The sequence below is a fragment of the Alteromonas sp. 5NW40-0090 genome (assembly GCF_057552975.1).
Map to the genome: position 1 here is coordinate 17,370 of NZ_BAAJLT010000014.1, position 19,828 is coordinate 37,197.

The following is a 19,828-nucleotide window of genomic DNA, read 5'->3' on the forward strand; positions in this document are numbered from 1 at the left end:
ATAATCTTGTTCTTGTCGCTTACGCTTTCAATTCATCTAGCATGCTGGCTAATTGCTTACGCCAGTGCGTAGGCTTACATGAGGCAAATGCTTCGCGTGCGGTTTGCTTGTCTAATACGCTGTAATGCGGACGTTTTGCAGGCGTTGGGTACTGGCTTGACGGAATAGGTAAAATGGGAATAGCCTTACCCAACAAACCTTTCTCAACAGCTAACTCTTGAATAGCTAACGCAAAGTCATACCAGCTTGCGACGCCTTCGTCAGTCCAGTGATAAACGCCAACGGTTTTGTTTTCGGCGGCCGAGACACACGCTTCGGCCAAACCCTTAGCCCACGTTGGCGTTCCAATCTGGTCATCTATTACCGTTAACTGAGGTTTTTCAGCCATTAAGCGCAACATGGTTTTCACAAAGTTGTTGCCGTGTGATGAGTACACCCAAGCCGTGCGGATTAAGCAGCTTGCCTCTGGCAGAATTTCAAACAGTGCTTTTTCGCCTTCAGCTTTCGACTTGCCGTAGGCACCTTGCGGTTCAATAGGGTCGTCAGTTAAATACGGCGAGCCTTTGTGACCATTGAACACATAGTCGGTAGACACATGCACCATGAAGGCGCCATTAGTTTTACAGAAATCAGCCAAATTTTTAACGGCAAGCACGTTAATGGCGTTGCATGTTTCTGTATCTTGTTCCGCCTTATCAACAGCCGTATACGCAGACACATTAATCAACACATCAATTGATAACGGCGCTAACGTAGCGTCAATGCTATCGCTACTCGTAATATCAATATCATCACGCCCTAAAAACGTCACGTCGTGTTCGTTATTTTCTAGTTCACGAGAAAGCTCAAATGCTAGCTGCCCAGACTTACCTATAATTACAATATTCATTAATCGCTAATACTCAATGAAAGCCAGTGAAAATCTAATACCAATTAAAACGTAGGGGCATCCACAAATGCCAAACCCGCTTCATCTTTACCTGATAAAGACGGCTTCTCGCCATTTACTAAAGGCCAGTCGATATTCAACGTAGGGTCGTCATACTTAACCGATATTTCAGATTCTGGGTGGTAGTAATCAGTACACTTGTACACAAACTCTGCTGATTCACTGGTGACATAAAAGCCATGCGCAAAGCCTGCAGGCACCCAAAGCTGACGCTTGTTCTCAGCAGAAAGTATTACCCCAACCCATTTACCATAAGTTGGTGAGTCTTTACGCATATCTACGGCTACATCGTACACTTCGCCGCTAACTACTCGTACTAACTTACCTTGGGTTTGCTCCATCTGGTAATGAAGGCCACGAAGAATACCTTGGCGAGATTTAGAATGGTTATCTTGAACAAAGTCTACATCTGCGCATTCTTTTTTAAACCAATCGGTACGAAAGGTTTCTAGAAAGAAGCCGCGCTCATCGCCAAACACTTTCGGCTCAATAATTTTAACGTCAGGGATATCTGTCTTGATTACTTGCATTTACTTTCCGTACTAACGTGCAAATGAATATAAGAAGAAAGGTGGCAATGCCACCTTCTATAACTTGAATATAGGTTAAACTTTTACTCTGTCTTTAAGTACTTTCAATAGGTAATCACCATAGCCACTCTTCTTAAGTGGAGCCGCCAGCTTTTCTAGCTGCTCAGCGTTGATATACCCCATTCTGAACGCAACTTCTTCCGGACAACATACTTTTAAGCCCTGACGTTTCTCTATAGCGCCCACAAAGTTCGCTGCATCAAGTAGAGAGTCTAGAGTGCCCGTATCAAGCCAGGCTGAACCCCGTCCCATTAACTCAACTTTAAGAGAGCCATCTTTTAGATAAAGATTGTTTAGATCGGTAATCTCAAGCTCACCACGAGGTGATGGTTTTACCTCTTTCGCGAAATCAACAACTCTGTTGTCGTAGTAGTAGAGCCCTGTAACTGCGTAGTTAGATTTGGGAACAGGAGGCTTCTCTTCAATAGAAAGCGCGTTCCAGTCATCATCGAAGCTAACTACACCATAGCGTTCTGGGTCATTGACATGGTAACCGAATACAGTAGCGCCCTGCTCTTGGTTATAGGCGCTCTGCAGAGAGCGCTTTAAATCATGTCCATAATAGATATTGTCACCAAGAATAAGCGTGCAGCAATCATTACCAATAAAGCTATCACCTATAAGAAATGCTTGGGCCAAGCCATCGGGTGAAGGCTGAACTGCGTATTGAACACTAATTCCCAGTTCACTCCCATCGCCGATAAGCTCAATGAAACGACTCTGCTCTTCTGGTGTTGTGATAATTAAAATGTCCCTTATCCCAGACATCATAAGCGTAGCTAGGGGATAATATATCATCGGCTTATCGTAAACCGGCATCAGTTGCTTGCTCACGACTTTCGTCAATGGGTGCAATCGAGTGCCAGAACCACCTGCTAAAATTATACCCTTCCGTTTCATAGTTATTCCTTTTTAATTTTCTCTGATGACTTCAGCCAAGCTATTGGCTAACTCAGAAGCAAGCCCCCTATCTCTAGCTTCTATCATCACACGAATTAATGGTTCTGTTCCAGACTTTCTAAGAACAAGTCGTCCATTCTTACCTAAAGCCTCTTCTACGCGACTGACCTCATCTTTTACTACATCTAAATCAAGCACTGAATTCAGATCGTTATGACGAACGTTCACCATACACTGAGGAAGCTTTGTCATCCCTGCTTTTAGTTCACTTAAGGAGTATTCACTTTTTACTACTACGGTTAAAATTTGTAGCGCAGCGATAATGGCGTCTCCAGTAAATGTATAATCTAAGTTAAGAATATGCCCTGAGGTTTCCCCCCCAATTCGCCAACCAGTTTCCTTAAGTTTCTCGACGACATATCTATCCCCAACTTTTGTTCTAACAAACGGAATATCAAGTTCTTTTAACGCTATTTCAAGGCCTAGGTTGCTCATTAGTGTGCCAACAACACCGCCTTTATAGCCAGCTTGCTTAGCTTCACGAGCCATTAAAAAGAGAATCTCATCTCCATCAACCACTTCACCTTGAGAGTCAACAAACATGATTCTATCGGCGTCGCCATCAACGGCTATGCCTAGATCAGCTTTATTTGTCGTGACTGCTTTACTCAACGAGTTGAGGGAAGTTGCACCGCAATCATTGTTAATATTTATGCCATTCGGCGTATTGGCGATATTAATTACTTTTGCGCCCAGTTCCTCAAATACACTAGGTGCGACTTTATAAGCAGCACCGTTGGCACTATCGACAACAATTGTTAGGCCTTCTAAACTAAGCTCGCTCGAAAAGGCACCTTTACAAAACTCGATATAACGACCAGCGGCATCTTCAACTCTTCGAGCTTTGCCTAAACGCTCAGAGTCAACGCATTCAATACCATTTTCCAGCGCATACTGGAGCTTTTCTTCAATAGCCTGCTGCTGCGCGCTACCCAGTTTAGCCCCGCTACGACCAAAAAACTTAATCCCGTTGTCGTAATATGGGTTGTGGGATGCGCTAATAACTACGCCAGCGTCAGCCCTAAAAGTAGAAGCTAAATAAGCCACAGCTGGTGTAGGAATTGGCCCCGCCAAGGCAATATTTACCCCAGCTGCAGACAATCCCGCTTCTAGCGCGGACTCCAGCATATAGCCACTCGCGCGCGTATCCTTGCCGACTAGCACTTCTTTTGTACCGTCTGCCGCCAAGACAACACCAGCAGCCCAACCAAGTTTCATTACAAAATCGGGCGTCATTGGGAACTCGCCTACCTTTCCGCGAATTCCGTCGGTGCCAAAATATTTTTGAGACATTTTTACTTCCTAAAAAACGAAAGGCCACGACTTAAAAAGTCATGGCCGATTATCAAGACATTAGTGCTATTCTACTGTAACTGACTTAGCTAAGTTTCGTGGCTGGTCAACATCAGTCCCTTTAATCAGGGCTACATAATAAGAGAGAAGCTGTAAAGGAATAGTGTAAATAATGGGGGCAATAATATCTTCACAATGTGGAATATCAATAACGCGCATTGTTTCATCGCTTTCAAAATGTGCGTCAGCGTCTGCAAACACGTACATAATGCCGCCTCTTGCACGCACTTCTTCCACGTTAGACTTCAATTTTTCGAGCAACTCATCATTTGGTGCAACGACAATGACAGGCATTTCGTCGTCTATTAACGCTAATGGTCCATGCTTAAGTTCACCTGAAGCGTATGCTTCGGCGTGAATATATGAAATCTCTTTGAGCTTAAGCGCGCCTTCCATAGCAATCGGATATTGAGCGCCGCGCCCTAGGAACAAGCTATGATGCTTATCGGCGAACTCTTCAGCCAGCGATTCAATAGCGTCTGCAGTACTTAGCGCCTCTTCAATCTTACCCGGTAGTGTCTTAATAGCGGTGGTGATCGCTTGTGCCTTATCATCAGACAAGCCATTAAATTTACCGAGCGCTAGTGTAAGCATTAGAAAGGCGGTAAGTTGGGTAGTAAACGCTTTAGTTGATGCAACGCCAATCTCAGCACCGGCAAGAGTCATAAAAGCAAGATCAGACTCACGCACTAACGATGAACCAGGCACATTACAGATAGTTAGTGCGGACATGTAACCCAGTTCTTTGGCCAAACGTAATGCTGCCAATGTATCCGCTGTTTCTCCACTTTGAGAAATAGTCACAAGCAAACTGTTTTGATGAACGGCTGACTTTCGGTATCTAAACTCTGAGGCGATTTCTACTGAGCAAGAAATATTTGCATGCTCTTCCAGCCAATATCGCGCAGTCATTCCAGCATGATAACTCGTGCCACATGCGATAATTTGCACATGCTTAACTTGTTTTAAGATTTCTTCTGCACCATCGCCAAACAAAGCGTCGATGTTGTGAATATTATCCACTCTATCCTGAAGAGCATTTCGAATAACCGCTGGCTGCTCATAAATCTCTTTAAGCATGTAGTGTCGGTAACCGCCTTTGTCACCAGCATCATGCTCAACCGTCGATTCGATAATTTCACGTTCTACCCGAACACCAGATTTATCAAAAATTGTTACTTCTCGACGAGTAACCTCCGCTACGTCACCTTCTTCTAAAAAGATAAAGCGGCGTGTTACAGGTAGCAATGCTAATTGATCGGAAGCTATGAAGTTTTCACCTAAACCCAGACCGATTACTAAAGGGCTACCTGAACGCGCTACTACCATTTTATCCGGGTCTTCTTTGTCGATAACTACTGTACCGTATGCCCCAGTAAAGTGTGTTACTGCACTCTGAACAGCTTCTAATAAAGACTTACCGTCGTTAAGCATTTCGTGAACCACATGCGCGATGGTCTCTGTGTCGGTATCGCTTGAAAAGGTGTACCCTTTTTCAGAAAGGTTCTTACGCAGCGAAACGTAATTTTCGATAATACCGTTGTGCACTACTGCCACACGACTCGATGAGAAATGTGGGTGCGCGTTATATTCAGTGACGCCCCCATGGGTAGCCCACCGAGTATGGGCGATACCCGTGGTTCCCAAAGCTGTTTCACTTTCGACAGCTTCAGCCAAATTTTTAACCTTACCGACTTTGCGAATGCGCTTTAAGTTACCCTCCTTATCTAATAAGGCAACGCCAGCAGAGTCATATCCCCTGTACTCTAGCCTTTTTAATCCTTCTAGTAGTATTTCAACTACATTTCTTTCGGCGACTGCGCCTACTATTCCACACATCTCAAAACCTCTAAAAGACGTTTAATTTCCACTGTTATAAATTCTCGGTACTCTGCTTGAAATTAAACAAACGATTTCGTAGGGAATCGTCCCTATTTCCTCAGACATTTGGCAAACCGATAGCTCATCGTTGATAACTTCCACAAGATCCCCTGGACAAACGCTAGAATCAACTAAAACCATGCATTGATCCATGCAAATTCTTCCAACTACTGGGTACTTACGCCCTGCAATCATAACGTGACGGCCTTGATTTCGCCTTAGAAAACCATCCGCATAACCAATAGGAATTGTAGCGATATACCCTGATTCTTTCATGGTAAAAGTATGATCGTATCCTACGCATGTACCTTCAGGAACATTTTTTACTTGTGTAACCCGAGTATACAAGCTTATTGCTTGTTTAATATTACTAGAATTACTTAACCTCTTTGGTTCCAAAAGACCATACATTGATATACCTAACCTTATTGTATTGCCCACAGTAAGATTGTCCGATAACGCAGCACTATTCGATAAATGCACATAAGAGTATGCTGATTTATTAATATCCCTCGTTAAGCGTTCAAAAAGCAGTTGCTGATTCCTCATACTCGGTAAGCTCTCGCCGAAAGCATAATGAGTATAAAGCCCTTCTTTTTTCAGCAGTTTATTTTTGGATAAAATGTGGTCTGCTGTATTAACTTGATCTGCAGAATGGAGCCCTAACCTAGTCATGCCAGTATCAATTTTAAGGTGGATATTTATCGGAAATCGAAGTTCCCTATCAACGAGCTTTAGCCAATCTAAATCGTGAATAGTAACGCTTATTTTTTTTTCAGCTACAATGGACAAATCATCGATATCTATAACGCCTAAAACAAGGATTGGGTGGTCTGCATAATTTTCTCTAAGTATCAACGCCTCTTCCAATGTAGCAACCGCAAGCATGTCAACACCGCACTCAATCGCAGTTTTCGACACCTCAACCGCTCCATGCCCATAAGCATTAGCCTTCACCACAGCAATAGAATAAGCACTATTGATAGTATCTAAGATTAGCGAGATGTTGTTCGCTATCCGCTTTAAATTGATCTCAGCCCACGTTCTTCGCTGCGTACGTATTAGGCTCATTTAGCAAATTTCTCAAAAATTTCATTATCTTTTTTCAACAGCCCCTCTAACTCGTAAAGGCTAGGTGGAACATCAAGAACTTCAATTTGACTGCTTGATATTTCATTTATCCGTCTACACCCTCTTTTCACGGTTATTTCGCTTCCTTTCTTAATTACCAACGTTGAAATTGCTGTTGTTTTTACGTTATTTAAATAAATAGAATAAACATTACACAAGTAGTCGTTTGGATAACGAGTAAGTATTATCTTTGCTAGAGATAGCATAGAGGCTACTTTATGTTTTTCACAGATAGCCATTAATCTCTGATGAATATCTTTTGGGGTCTGCTGATCAAGAACATAGTTCAAGTGTAACCAAAATCTATCTATTGGGCGTTGCAAGAAAAGAATATTTTCTTGTGACTCCCTGACGCTGGCTACGCCACAATCTGGACTGAAGTGCCCTATTTGGTTCCCGTCGAAGAGCTGAGCAGATTGGCTATTCGAGGCCTTAGAATTACGTCCATCAGCGCTATGATAGTAAAATCCCCAAAAAACCTTGTCTCTTTCTTTGACAGATTTTAACCAAAAAAAGTCTGAAGAAAACGGTATGTCAAAAACGCGAACGACGGTATTTTCGCCCCATAGCTCAGAAAAACGCGCCCCCTCTCTATTATTTCCTTTATTTAAGGCATTTCTCACCCGCTTTAATATATTGGCAGGCAAACTTCTTAAAAAAGACAAGTCAGTTAATGAGGTGTTTTTAGCAATCAGATTTTCGATTTCACTGAACCTGAGAAAATCACCTCTGTTTTGTGGGTTATTTTCCGATAAAAATAAGATAAGAGCATTCAAGTTTTTCTTATCTTTTTTAATAAATTTCGAGATTAGATCATAAAAAATATCTATAGAGATATGCTGAATTTTAACCTTGCCGAGTTTTTTAGCGCTACATTCGCGTAATAACCCCGTGCCGTTGGTTACGGGATAGCTATCGCAAAAAGAAGCCAGTTGCTGAAGGTAACTCTCCTTAGCATTTTCAAACTTTTCTGCGTCCAACAAACTGTAATTCTCGGCTCCAACACCCTGTGATTGTAAAAACGCGTCCAATGCTCCTTGAAGACTGCCTAGCTCAAATTTGTTAAACCAGCGCTTTAATTGTAATCCTTCGTGAGAATAACTACTATTAATTCGCTCTTCTTGTTCCACTGGGATATTACTCAAATCAACCTCTTCAATGGAAGACAAGAAATCGGTGATTATATTTTTTTTGTAGAACACTGAGCTTCCATAAGCTCTAAGTATCATTTTTGAGCTTTCACCAAAACTATCTATTATTCTTTGAATCTTAAGAAGTGTTTGTGATTTAGGATAGTCAGGAATTGACATTTCAGTGGTTCTTCCGTGCCTTTTCACTGCCTGATTGTATGATGATTCGAACTGTTCAAGACCAAAACGAATGTAAGCAATAAATTTTGCATCTGGGATTGCGTTTGCAAGAAACTCTGTCTGTTTGAAAAAGAACTCTGATGAAAAGATTATTACCTTAGCACCAAGCTCCTTCGCGCGTTGTGTCTCTTTAAGCAACTTCTCTTCTTCGTATACTAAGTTGTTGTTAGAATCTTTTGAAAACAGAGAGAGCAAATTACCTGAACTTATGCCATTTTCGTCTAATGTATGTGAGGGATAGTAAACCGCATTTTCCAACAACACTTTTTGATGGCGAGAGCACCAATTTTGAATTGCAGAAGTGCCAGTTTTAGGAGGACCTATATGGATATAAATTTGCATAAATAATCAAAAAAGTAGCGTTGCTACTTTTACTTTAAATTCTCGTAAAAAGAAGAAACTTTTGCCAAAAGTGCGTCTTCACTATAAGTTGTAAGAGCAAACTTCTTCGCTCTTTTACCAATCAACCTACGCAAAATTGGGTTTTCTTTTAATGCTAATAAATGTTGTGAAACTGCTTCTATATCTCCAGGTGGTGTTAGGAAACCAGTCTCGCCATTTCGAATAAGTTCTGATACTGCACCTTTATTATATGCGATTGAGACTTTGCCAAAACACTGCGCTTCAGCAACTGTCCTGCCAAAGCTCTCCGCAAAATGCGATAGGCTTAATACCACATCCAACGACTTTATAGCGTCTCCAGGTATATCTGTGTAACCACAGTATTCTAAATTTTTTTGTTGCTGGGCCATAGCCATTTCAAGATAAGCAGTTTTAGGACCATACACTTTAAATATCAAGCCTTCGGTATCCTCTAAAAGACACGCCAACTTCATGAAATCACCTACGCCCTTCTTTTCAATATTGCTGCTTAAAAGGCCTATAGAAAGAGTATCCAAATTATTACTTTGAAAGTTCTCAGCATTGTTACACTCAATAAGGTTATAAATTACGGCAATACTTTTAGTAAAAGTTTTGGGCAATAACATTTTGGTTTGGGTTAGGCAATAATATGAGTTGCAGAGTATATTGCAGTCATATTCTATGAGTCTTTCTATAGCTTGGGCAGGACTACACATCATTGCATTACAAAGCGCGCTGTCCGTCAGTAAATCCTCTCTAATATGCACCAACGACTTTATACCCAAACTTTTTGCTGCAATTAGTGGCTCGTCTAGGACAAGAGTATTCACGTGCACTACATCAATTTCATTTTCTGTGAGTACATTTTGAAATATTTCGATTGTTTCTGGATTAGCTTGTTTTCCTTCAAACCACCACGAATAGGGTGCAATAATTATTTTGGATGAAAATTTTTTTAATTGCTCGATATACTGTCGATTTAATGCCTCAGGAAGTAAAACAAAAACGTTGTACTTTAATTTAGACAACAACTTCGCCAAATCTAGTAAGCTTCGCTCTGCGCCAAATATCGCCTGTTTAGCCTGATGCCCAACCAACAAAACATTCGCTTTACCGCCGGAGGCTTTATATCCTTCAAGCTCACCAACATAGTAAGAAGCCTCATTTCTTGATGATGCGAAATTGATTATTGCGTTTTCAGGAGCGCAAGCGGAGCTTAATATGTAGGAAGAAAGTGAAAAAAGAGGACCTGGGTCTCTTAACTCAGCGAGCCCCGTCGATATGAAATGCTGAAAGGGGTCGACTCCCCCCTCTTGTAAATCCTGGTATCGCTGCACGTACCACGCCGCGTCCCACAAACCGGATTGTCTTATCTCTTCTAGTGAATCATGAGGATTTACTTGCGTGCTGCCTATAAGTTCGTTAGGTGCTCTAAACGGACGTTCCTTGAGTTCAGGGGCTAATTTGAGATGCTCAACATTATTTTGGTGCCACCTGAGAGCTGCATCCATATACCACTTTCGAGCCCCCTCAAACTGGGTTTTAAGGCCAATGACTGAAGAGTGGGTTAATGAGCTTTTCCTCACCAATTGCAAGGATAGAGGGACATTAGGTAATACATGCTTTATCGATAACTTTCCTAATTTACTTTCTAACCTGTAATAATACTCAGTATCTGCGTTTGCTTTTACTTCATCCCAAAACCCTATATTCAGCAGCACGTCTCTACGGATCATAAGAGAGCTAACATTGCGTTGAATCCAATTTTGTTCAATGTTATTGCACTTGAAAAGAAAACCTTTAGTTACTCGAGTGCACGAACTAATCGAAGCATAAATTGTATCGTCATTGAATGCTGAGACCTGAAACTGCAGCTTTTGGGGGTGCGCCCAATCATCTGCATCATTAACTGTAAGAAACGTCCCCCTAGCCAGCTGCATTCCTTTATTTCGACTGAAATACGCACCTTCGTTTTTCTCATTTTCAATGTATCGTAAGGTAATATTTTCATGGTGAGTATTGGCGCTTGACCATTGTTTGAAAACCTTCGCCGTATTGTCGGTACTAGCATCATTAACAACAATTATCTCGATGTTTCGATATGTTTGTTTCGCGAGAGAATTTAGCGTTGACGCCAGCTCACCAGCAGCATTGTAGGCGGGTACTATTACCGAGACTAAAGAAGACGAGCTTTCGCTATTCTGGTCAATCACCTGCGCACGTGAAAACTGACAAGCTTCCAAATAATTCATTTGGCTTAATGCAATAGGAAGGCAACTGTTAGCCAAAAAAATTTGATTGAGGTATTCCACCGCACTTGTACTTGAGCCACGCGTAGTACATTCAATATTAGATTTCAGCAAGAGTGATTCATTGCTTTGAGGATAATGAAAATCAAGTAAGTTTAAAGCATCCGATGCAAGCTCAAGCTCTTTTGATGTGGTGAACACATCAATAATTAATATTAAGAAAGGCTTATTCGGCTTACCGTAGAAGCTCTCGATTACAGAAAACAACTCTTTTGCATAAAAAAGTGAGTTCTGAGTGTCACCATTATAGTTATACCATCTACCCAGATACCACAACGCCCTGGCTATCAACTCTTCATCTAACGACGAGAGCATATTCTTTATCTTTGTTAGCATTAGCTCTGGTCGACCTAACCAAAGCAACGAGTCGTATTTATCAAGGCGGCTATCATAGGGAAGCCTTCCTTCGTTTCTCCCATGAAATACAAAATGGAAAAAAGGCGGTGAACTATTAACCGCAACATCAGCGTATTGCTCTATATACCATTCAGAATCGAAATTCGGATAATATTCGGTGTTGAGGCTAGTTCCGTAAACAAGCGATCGGGACACCTTATATCCAGCTACTAAACGCGCTAACACCCCCTTAGGTAAAACAAAAAGGGGATCATTGATCACTTTATTTGTTTTGGACGTGAGTTTTGGAAAAAAACCACACGTCAATTCTCGAGCAAACCTTGCAAACTGTTTTATTTTGCTCTTGAAACTCATGCTTTTATTCACGGTTTAACTAGGCTCACATAGTCCTTCAGAGGGCCAAGGTCGTTGTCTTCCTCGTGTGGCTCTACATATGTAACGCGATCTGTAGAAATCAATGGTACTTTTTCCAGTTTTTCTTTAAACAACTTCTTAGATGGAGTAATGGTCAAGGAACAAGTTACTTCCATTCCATAAACTACTGGATACACGCTCGGTAAATTGAGGAATTCGAAAAATGTGGAGAGAGGCTCTTCTTTATCTTTTCCGTACTCCGGCCAGTGTAATAGTCCGATTTTAAAGCTTTCTTTCTTTGTATCTTCTTCCAAAAAGCTTTTCAAAACCTCAAATGTAGCCTCTTGACTGAAGTCTGCGATATATAACACATCACAAGAAAGTTGGTTATCACCGCGCTTTAACATAGGCTTGGGAGCAGCGAAAGGACGATTATTCCCATGAACAGATAGGTCACTAGATGTCTCATGCCACCATTTAGCTGCATTCCGATATAGATTTCGCAAACCTAGGTGAATTGTACTTACGTGCGTAGCTTTAGCCCTAGTAAGTGAAGCATCGTCGTCGAGGGCAAATGAGAAAGGAATATTCGGCTTATACTTCACTACTGCACTTTTACCGTAGTGCGCCTGTACTCTCCAAATGAACTCTGTGTCCCCGCCAATAATTACAGAATCCCATGGTCCTAGCACTGACAAAACTTCTCGACGAAACAGAAATGATGAGTGGTTCCACTGTAGTAGCTTTTCATTTAAGTTCCAATTGTGTGTAAACGTTAGGTCATCTAGTGCCCTCGTCCAATAGGTACATACCCCCATGACAGACCCCTTCCTAAGTAACAAATCCATCTGAGTTTCAATTTTTTGAGGGTGCGACCAGTCATCTGAATCATGAGTAGTGATGAAATCGCCTTCAGCTTCTCGAAGGCCTCTATTTCTCGCTAAATAAGCGCCTCCGTTTTTCTCCTGCTTAAAAACCTTTACTCGAGAGTCTATTTCCGCCACTTTAGATGCAACTTGAACGGTATCATCTGTACTGCAATCATCAACTACGATAATCTCAATATTCTTCCAGCTTTGGTTTAACAAACTATAAAGTGCTGCACTAATCTTGTCTTCCGCATTATATGTCGGCATTATAACGCTTACTTTTTGAGAGTGATGTCGGTTCTGACAAGAGGCTTGTATGTTACTGAAACTTAGTGGTTTGGTAGCATCAATTTTATTTATAACTGCTAAGCGTCTCTTCTCAAATATGCTATTTACTACTTTTAACTTTGTTTCATCATTGTCATAAGTATTCGCTAAAACAAGCAGCATATCTGTATCGTTTTTATTAGCTATCAAGTACTGCTCTGCTAGCGTTCTTGCCTTCGTTTTTTCTCCCATTGCCAGATAAGCGGATGTGAACATCATGACGGTATTTTTCTCTTTGATGTAATTGTTATCAAGAGAAATTATAAGCTCAGCTAGTTTTAGAAGAGTGTCGTAAGCCTGAACATAAAAATACCAGCGCGCGGCATGCCAAGCTGCAAAATAGCGCAGCTCGACATGCTGAGTTTCTGAGGTATATATATCTTTAAGCTCCTGTAAAGCAGTTTCTGAATAGCCTCCCCAAAGATGTTTTACTGTGGAGTTTCTAAGCTTTTCACGCTCATCCCTTGTCCTTTCCGTGTACTTTTTTCCAGAAATGCGGCGGCCTTCTTTCTGGCCATATCGCAAATAATGTACAAGAGGGTTCATGTTTTCTTGCGCAACATCTTCATAGTTTTCAGCGTACCACTCGGTATCAAACCACTTTGAACACTTTCGACTCTCACTACCGCCGAAAAGGAGAAAATGAAGAATGGGATTTTTAGACCAAAACTTATCACGAGCTACATCTTTGTGCTTCCACAAGTAATATTTGCTACTAAATAAATCTGAGTTCTGTAGCAATGCAATCTCGATTTTATATTTTCTTTTTATTAAATACGGATGGTTTTTAACCACCCTTTTAAGTGTTTTAAGTCCCATGTAGCATCCATCTCGGGCAATAATTGTTGACGCTAGAAGTATACCAGTTTAATGAGTAATACTCGAAGTGAAGATCGGTTGTTTGATTGTTCAAATGACAATGAGATGAATCTGCTATCGTGCTATATTTGCCTACATTGGTTTATGTCTAGATTAATAGACTGGTTACCGAAATTAGATTGGACACCATGAACGCAGATATTAGTGCGTAGCGTAAGGATTATTAATGAACGCAGAAGCAATACCTTTACTGTATAAATTTGGATATTTAGCCAAAGCTGGAGAGCGCCTGAAGTTAGCTAGTAGTTTGAGAAGCAAGCTTCCATTCTGGCGCGAGTATTTTTTTAATGAACTGTCTTTATTTGCGCACCCAGATTTGCCTATTACATTCTCTACAAAGAGTAATAATAACATTGTAATACTAGGGCACGCTTTTAACCCTTTTTCTAAAACCCTTGACTCACAATTGGTTTGCGACAAGTTAGCAAGTTTCGAGGAAGAGTCCAGCGTATTCTTTGAAGAGATGGATGAACTTAGTGGTAGGTACATAGTATTTGCAAAGTTCAATAACGTTTGGCGCGCGTATCCTGATGGCTTTAGCTCTAAAATGCGATACTTTACAAAAGAGTCATCACCAACCCTATCTTCACACGTAAATTTACTTGCGGAAGCTACAGGTAGCAGCATAGATTTTGACATGTATGCATTTATAACTAGTGAAGCTTATAAGAAAAAGGACGTAAAAAACTTACCAGGTTTAAAAACAGAATTCGAAAATGTTTATGTTGCCCCTGCGAATCATAGTTTGAGGTTGGACAATGGAGCTCTAACACGGTTTTGGCCACGAGGTAATATTTGCCACAAAGATACCGAGTTAGCGAGTAATGTTTTGATAAGTTATTTAGATGGCTATTCTGACTACATTGCTCAGAATTTTGATGAAGAAATATTTGGCCTTACTGGAGGTATGGACAGTAGAACCATGCTGGCGCCACTGATTGCTAAAGGAGTGAAGCTCAATACATTTACTCAATTGAGAGGCAGTCAAAGCAACTTAGCAGATTTAAAAGCCGCAAAAGCTTTGGCGGAAAAATTTAATTTCTCTCATAGAGTGATAGACGTATCATCTCAAGATGCGAGGGTAAACGGTTATTTTTCAGAAAGTAGAAATGCGCTTAGAACGAATGGCGGACCTCATCGATTGAATACAGTGTTTTCTACAGATGCACTTTATAACGCTTATAAGGATTTAAATACTTTAACTAACTATTCAAGAGGGTTTGGTGGAGAGATATTACGTGGCTTCCATCAACGAAATGGTAAGAAACTAAAAGTAGCCGAAGCTGAGCACTTTTCGAAAATAATGGCTATACATGCTCAAACAGCCTTATCGATAGATGCGTTTGCTGAGCAAATTTCAATGCTAGATTACGATAATTGTTATGATGCCGACCTGTATGACTTATTTTATATGGAGCATAGGATGAGTAAGTGGGGGGCAAATTCAATGAATGAAACTGACGTTGCAGTTCACACTATGGTTGGTTTCAATTCTAGAAAACTCTATGGCGCTAGTATGGGCTTACCTATAAAAGAAAGAGAAAAAAGAGATTCATTTAAAGATTCCATAACGTATTTTTGCTCAGAACTTTTGAAAGTAGATATTGTATGACGACCCAGTAAAGTTTTTACAACTATTTATCCCTAAAATATTCAATCCGTATCGACAGTTTTTAATTTTATTGTTTGTTTTGAAAGTAGGTTTATATTCCTTATAAACCTACTTTAACCTTTCAATTATTTATAAATATAGATCAACTATCATATTTTGGTAGGGATTGATTCCAGATTAGGTGCTTAAACCCGTCACCAACTTCCTCACCTAAGACAAGTTTGATATTGTTTTCAATACCTAATTTTGCGAGATACTGTAAGCGTTTGTTGTCTTTATTTTCGTAGAAAAGACTCTTTGGAGAATTCTTTCTGTAATAATAAAGAGGCTCAGGTATGACCTGTATATTCAATCCACTAGCAGAGGATTTAACGTAAAATCTATAGTCCACCATTGGTACAGGGTCACTATCTTCTGCATAGCCTCCAACACTAATGAAAGAAGATTTCTTTATTAGGAACGTTCCCTTACCGAAAAAGTTACATAAGATGTTAGTGCTGAAAGAGTTTCCTAACGAGTACGAATTATATTCTACATCAGGCAGTCCCTCTCCAGAAAAATTGGAGTGCTCAAATACACCTGCAAAACAGCTCATTATGTCAATTTCCGGATTCAATTGAACTGCATTAATATAATTCTGGATCATATCTGGGCGAGGTAGGTCGTCGTCATCAAAGAATAAAACGAACTCGCCTTTTGAACGTGATACACCATAGTTACACGCATACCCCTTGTATTTCTTTTCTTCTAGGTAATAGTAAGAGCAATTAAAACTGCTAGCTATAGCTCTGTTCTTAGTCCACTCAACGGAATTATCATCTACTACTACAACCTCAATGTTTCTATACGTCTGTTTGTAAAGTGCATCGAGAGTTTCCTCAAGTAATTCAGGTCTATCTGACGTCGGAATTACAACGGAAACAAGGGGTTCGCTAACATCAGAATTAGTTAAATTACTAACAATAATAGGACTGGTTAATAGTGAGCACCATTTTTCTTTTATGTGTTCCATAGAAAAAGAGAGCTCAGCATCTAAGAGTGCGTCGGAACTATCTTCCAGAACCAACTGCAATTTACTTGCTAAGGTAAAAGGATCGTTTGGTTCGAAAAGGCAATGTTGAGCCTCTTTCTTGACGAGTTCCTTTATGCCAGGAATAGCTGATGCTAAAAATTGTATATTGTATAAAATAGATTCTACTACTACACAGGAAGACGTTTCGCCTAGGGTAGGAAAAACTGTTGTAGCATTTCTTTGCTTAACATCCTTGTAGAAGTCAGGCGCTTGGCAAGCGCCCACGAATTCTACATCAAAGTTTGAGCGCTCCTTGATGTATACATTACTCTCAGTACCATCTATTTTGGTAGAGTTTCCAACAACAATTAACTTGAATTTGCCTTTATTCTCCTCACTCTCAGCTACTAAGTTTAAGGCATTAATGAGAACATCTATTCCCTTAAGTCTTTCGGCTCTTCCGAAAAAGACAATCTCCTTAACGTGAGGGTTTGTAGCACCGAGTTTACTTGTAATAGGAAGCTCTGATCCGTTCTCCTTGTAAATTATATTCTCGAGGTGAACCGGCATCTGAATCCCAAAAGCATCGTGTAGCCATTGAGCATAATAAGCACTTGGCGTTGTTACTTTGTCAGCCATTCTATACGATTCCTTTTCCATAAATAGAATAGCTTGCTCACTCCAAGTCTGCGTCTTTTTAGAGCCGAAGAAATTACTTAGCTTATTATTACCATGAGCTGAAATGACCAGTTCTACATTTAAAAGAGATCTTCCCATCTTCTTTGACAAAGTTGAGTAAAAAGCTAAGCCGTAAAAGTCATGAAAAACAACCCTATCAATATTAGACTCATTTTTCTCTAGCCACTTCTTCACTTCATAACTGCGCTTCATCTCTTTCGAACCGTAATCTTTATTATTACAGTTCAGACCCACAAAAGTTACACCATAGTTTTCCTCAAAATAAGAAACCCAATGACTTTTATTTCCTTTTGCATAATACGGGTCAGCGACGTACAGTACAGTTATCTTACAGTTATGATCCGATTCAGCTAGAGCTCGCACCATATTATAAAAGCATGTGGCAATACCACCACCAGGAGTAGGCCCCTTAATTCCTGCAGTTACGAAAACTACACTTTTACACGGAACTTCATCAACCCCAAGAGATTTTAACTCTTCAATATCTGCATCAAAAAGAGTAGTATGAGTTTCGTCCTTTAGCTTTCTGTAAGTTTCTAAACTCTTTTCGTAATCCCCTTCTATTTTATATCTGACAGCCTTTTCTAATAAAACTTTCAAGGGTTCATTTTTACTGCTCACCGACAACTTCCTTATGTTTGAGTAAAAGATACTGGGGGATGATTTCATGAGGATATAAACTTAGGCTGAGATTTGAATACTCGGTCGCTAACTTATATTTTTTCAATTTTTTATATATTTCGGCAATCATAAACGCTTCTTCGAAATCGAGACTTTTTTCACCGCTCAGAGATTCTATCAGACTGAGAAGTTGTTTTTCTTTTGTAACTTTGACTAGATCGATAATATGGTTTCGTAAAAAATTAAGGTGTAACTTATTGACATTTCTATAGGTCGTAAGAGCATCCACTTTTAGGCGTTGCACAGATAGATTTTGACCTAAGATTAAGGAGCCAATAAACTCATTAATCACCCCAGATTTGACAACAGCCGAGGCTGTATTGTGCATCGAATAAGGTACATGGATAAAAGAAATGTTTTGGCAGGTATTACACTCTTCAACTACCGCTCTGTGCATTTCATCTAATGGGAAATCGTGATCGCTGAGAACGATAATATTTCCTCTCAACCTTGCTAAATTAGAGCGTTCATCAAATTTAAAAGCCGCAATTTTATCTCTAAAACCAGTCCACCTAACATCTTCTATGAAACGAGGAGTTATCAGCACTTGTGGCGCTATCGAAATAGATAAATCAGCTTCAAAATAATCACTATAATGAATTGTCGCGTACCCGCCCATTGAAGAACCATACAACACGACCTTTCTTCCATTCGCCAACTCTTTTATTAATTGCTTGATGTTTTCCATATCTTCTGTATGCCACCAGTGATTCCACTTTTGGCACACAAAAACACAAGCTAGTCCATTTTTTCCAAACAAACCTGGATTGAATGGCTTACCACTACCTGAAGGACTGAAAGCAGCAAAGCTAATATAAAGTACATCACCATCCTTTATGAACTGGTTTGTATAGACAGCTGTTTCGTCAAATTCCGATACGATTGTGAGTTGCTTCATAACTTAGAATCCGAAACTTTAAAAATGCAAAGCCCTTTTTTATTTTTTACATCTTCGACAGCAAATTCATAACCTTTCTTAGTTGCTAATTCGCTCCACTTAGCTACTATTTCCTTTTCCTGCGCTCTATTAAAGTCATCTAGATACAAGTAAATAGAAAAGTCTGAGTTTAACCTTTCCAAAAGTAGCGGAAGAATTGGGTAACGAGCATGATTATTTGTTAACCCTGGAGGTCCATCAACAAGGCAAAATATTACTTTCTTTTTGACTAGGCTATTTTCGCTAATACCCAAATATTCATCTAAAATTTCCCCGCAATCATAGTAAGAATAGTCTTCCTCACCGAATTGATATGAAGCTAACTCACACAAATTTAAAGAAACTAGACTCTGAAGGTTGCTTCGTGAAATTAGGTCTTTTGTTTTTTGTAAATAATTCTCTGAATGTTCAATGGAAAGAAGCTTATTAGGGCTTTCAACCTTTTGCAAGGCTTTAGCGATAAGCCTTGTAGAGCTTCCACTTCCCAGTTCTATGAAGTGAGTAAAATTACCAAAGACGATTCTGTCGATTATTAATAGCGCTAAATCTTCGTCAATCGCCCAACCTTCGAAGGAAGGAGGTAGCACACCGTTAGTCAAGAAATTAGATATATCTAAATGGTTAATCAAACTACTATGATTGACAGGCTCATCAACACGTATATTTGCAGAACTAATAGCCTCCACTTCTAACTTCAACTCATACAGTTTTCTTAACTCCTTTTCTTTTTTTAAACTCTCGTTCAAAAAAGAAATTTTTTCATTAACTGCCAACCTTTCAGAAAAGGTGTAGACAAACTTATCGTTAAATGAATCTACCTTTTCTAGACAATAGTCGAACTTTTTGAGCGCTAAGTATTCCTGAAAAGGAAATACTTTGCTATTGGTTTTAAAGAGATAAATTTTATCAAAAACAAAATGCAGAGAAACAGATTTCAATAACTCACTAGACTTTTCTAACTCGGCTAAATTTACATAAGCAACAAGCTTTCTACCTAAAGGATTATATTCTTCTATTTTTTCTTTTAAAATATTCCCTAAATTTTTTAAATTAAAATGTAAATGATTGGTCTCAGAATCAATATTTGAAGAAGTCGCCCTTCCTTCGGGAGCTAGTATTATACATTCCACACTCTTATTTACGAAACGTTCTAGCATAGCGTCGTTAGGTGATATAAAAACTCTTATTTCCATTG

General features: G+C 39.8%; 13 protein-coding genes. 1 reads left to right on the plus strand and 12 read right to left on the minus strand.

All coding sequences use genetic code 11. The annotated features are described in order from the left end of the window. Positions 1-19: 19 nt before the first annotated feature. The 9 genes from rfbD to AC27KT_RS16845 form a co-directional block, all read right to left on the minus strand. Positions 20-889 carry a dTDP-4-dehydrorhamnose reductase gene (gene rfbD, locus AC27KT_RS16805; RefSeq protein WP_487131878.1) on the minus strand — a complete coding sequence of 290 codons (870 nt, stop codon included), beginning with the start codon at positions 887-889 and terminating at the stop codon, positions 20-22. Between the two features lie 44 nt (positions 890-933). Beyond that, positions 934-1,479, minus strand: a complete 546-nt coding sequence (rfbC, locus tag AC27KT_RS16810) for a dTDP-4-dehydrorhamnose 3,5-epimerase (RefSeq protein ID WP_487131880.1) — start codon at positions 1,477-1,479, stop codon at positions 934-936. A 75-nt stretch (positions 1,480-1,554) separates the two neighbouring features. Further along, a complete protein-coding gene (gene rfbA, locus AC27KT_RS16815) occupies positions 1,555-2,439 on the minus strand; it encodes a glucose-1-phosphate thymidylyltransferase RfbA (protein ID WP_487131882.1) in 885 nt (294 codons plus the stop codon). Between the two features lie 12 nt (positions 2,440-2,451). Further along, positions 2,452-3,792, minus strand: coding sequence for a phosphoglucosamine mutase (gene glmM, locus AC27KT_RS16820; protein WP_487131884.1), 1,341 nt, complete (start codon positions 3,790-3,792; stop codon positions 2,452-2,454). 66 nt (positions 3,793-3,858) lie between these two features. Then, on the minus strand, positions 3,859-5,691 hold the full coding sequence (glmS, locus tag AC27KT_RS16825; protein ID WP_487131886.1) for a glutamine--fructose-6-phosphate transaminase (isomerizing): 1,833 nt from the start codon (positions 5,689-5,691) through the stop codon (positions 3,859-3,861). A 21-nt stretch (positions 5,692-5,712) separates the two neighbouring features. Beyond that, the gene (gene alr / locus AC27KT_RS16830) at positions 5,713-6,804 is read right to left on the minus strand and encodes an alanine racemase (RefSeq protein WP_487131888.1); all 1,092 of its coding nucleotides are present in this window, start codon (positions 6,802-6,804) and stop codon (positions 5,713-5,715) included. After that, positions 6,801-8,576, minus strand: coding sequence for a hypothetical protein (locus AC27KT_RS16835; protein WP_487131890.1), 1,776 nt, complete (start codon positions 8,574-8,576; stop codon positions 6,801-6,803). The genes alr and AC27KT_RS16835 overlap by 4 nt, the downstream gene beginning before the upstream one ends. A 29-nt stretch (positions 8,577-8,605) precedes the next feature. Next, positions 8,606-11,617, minus strand: a complete 3,012-nt coding sequence (locus AC27KT_RS16840) for a glycosyltransferase (RefSeq protein WP_487131892.1) — start codon at positions 11,615-11,617, stop codon at positions 8,606-8,608. Between the two features lie 8 nt (positions 11,618-11,625). Next, on the minus strand, positions 11,626-13,632 hold the full coding sequence (locus AC27KT_RS16845) for a glycosyltransferase family 2 protein (protein WP_487131894.1): 2,007 nt from the start codon (positions 13,630-13,632) through the stop codon (positions 11,626-11,628). 226 nt (positions 13,633-13,858) lie between these two features. On the opposite strand from AC27KT_RS16845, the gene AC27KT_RS16850 reads away from it, so the two are divergent. Next, the gene (locus tag AC27KT_RS16850) at positions 13,859-15,304 is read left to right on the plus strand and encodes a hypothetical protein (protein ID WP_487131896.1); all 1,446 of its coding nucleotides are present in this window, start codon (positions 13,859-13,861) and stop codon (positions 15,302-15,304) included. A gap of 142 nt (positions 15,305-15,446) precedes the next feature. Here the strand turns inward: AC27KT_RS16850 and AC27KT_RS16855 are convergent, their stop codons facing one another. From AC27KT_RS16855 to AC27KT_RS16865, 3 genes are read right to left on the minus strand one after another with little or no spacing between them, the layout of a single operon-like run. Next, the gene (locus tag AC27KT_RS16855) at positions 15,447-17,636 is read right to left on the minus strand and encodes a glycosyltransferase (RefSeq protein WP_487131898.1); all 2,190 of its coding nucleotides are present in this window, start codon (positions 17,634-17,636) and stop codon (positions 15,447-15,449) included. Next, a complete protein-coding gene (locus AC27KT_RS16860; protein WP_487131900.1) occupies positions 17,626-18,594 on the minus strand; it encodes an alpha/beta hydrolase family protein in 969 nt (322 codons plus the stop codon). The genes AC27KT_RS16855 and AC27KT_RS16860 overlap by 11 nt, the downstream gene beginning before the upstream one ends. After that, on the minus strand, positions 18,591-19,826 hold the full coding sequence (locus AC27KT_RS16865) for a hypothetical protein (protein WP_487131902.1): 1,236 nt from the start codon (positions 19,824-19,826) through the stop codon (positions 18,591-18,593). Before AC27KT_RS16865 ends, AC27KT_RS16860 begins: the two co-directional genes overlap by 4 nt. Positions 19,827-19,828: the final 2 nt, after the last annotated feature.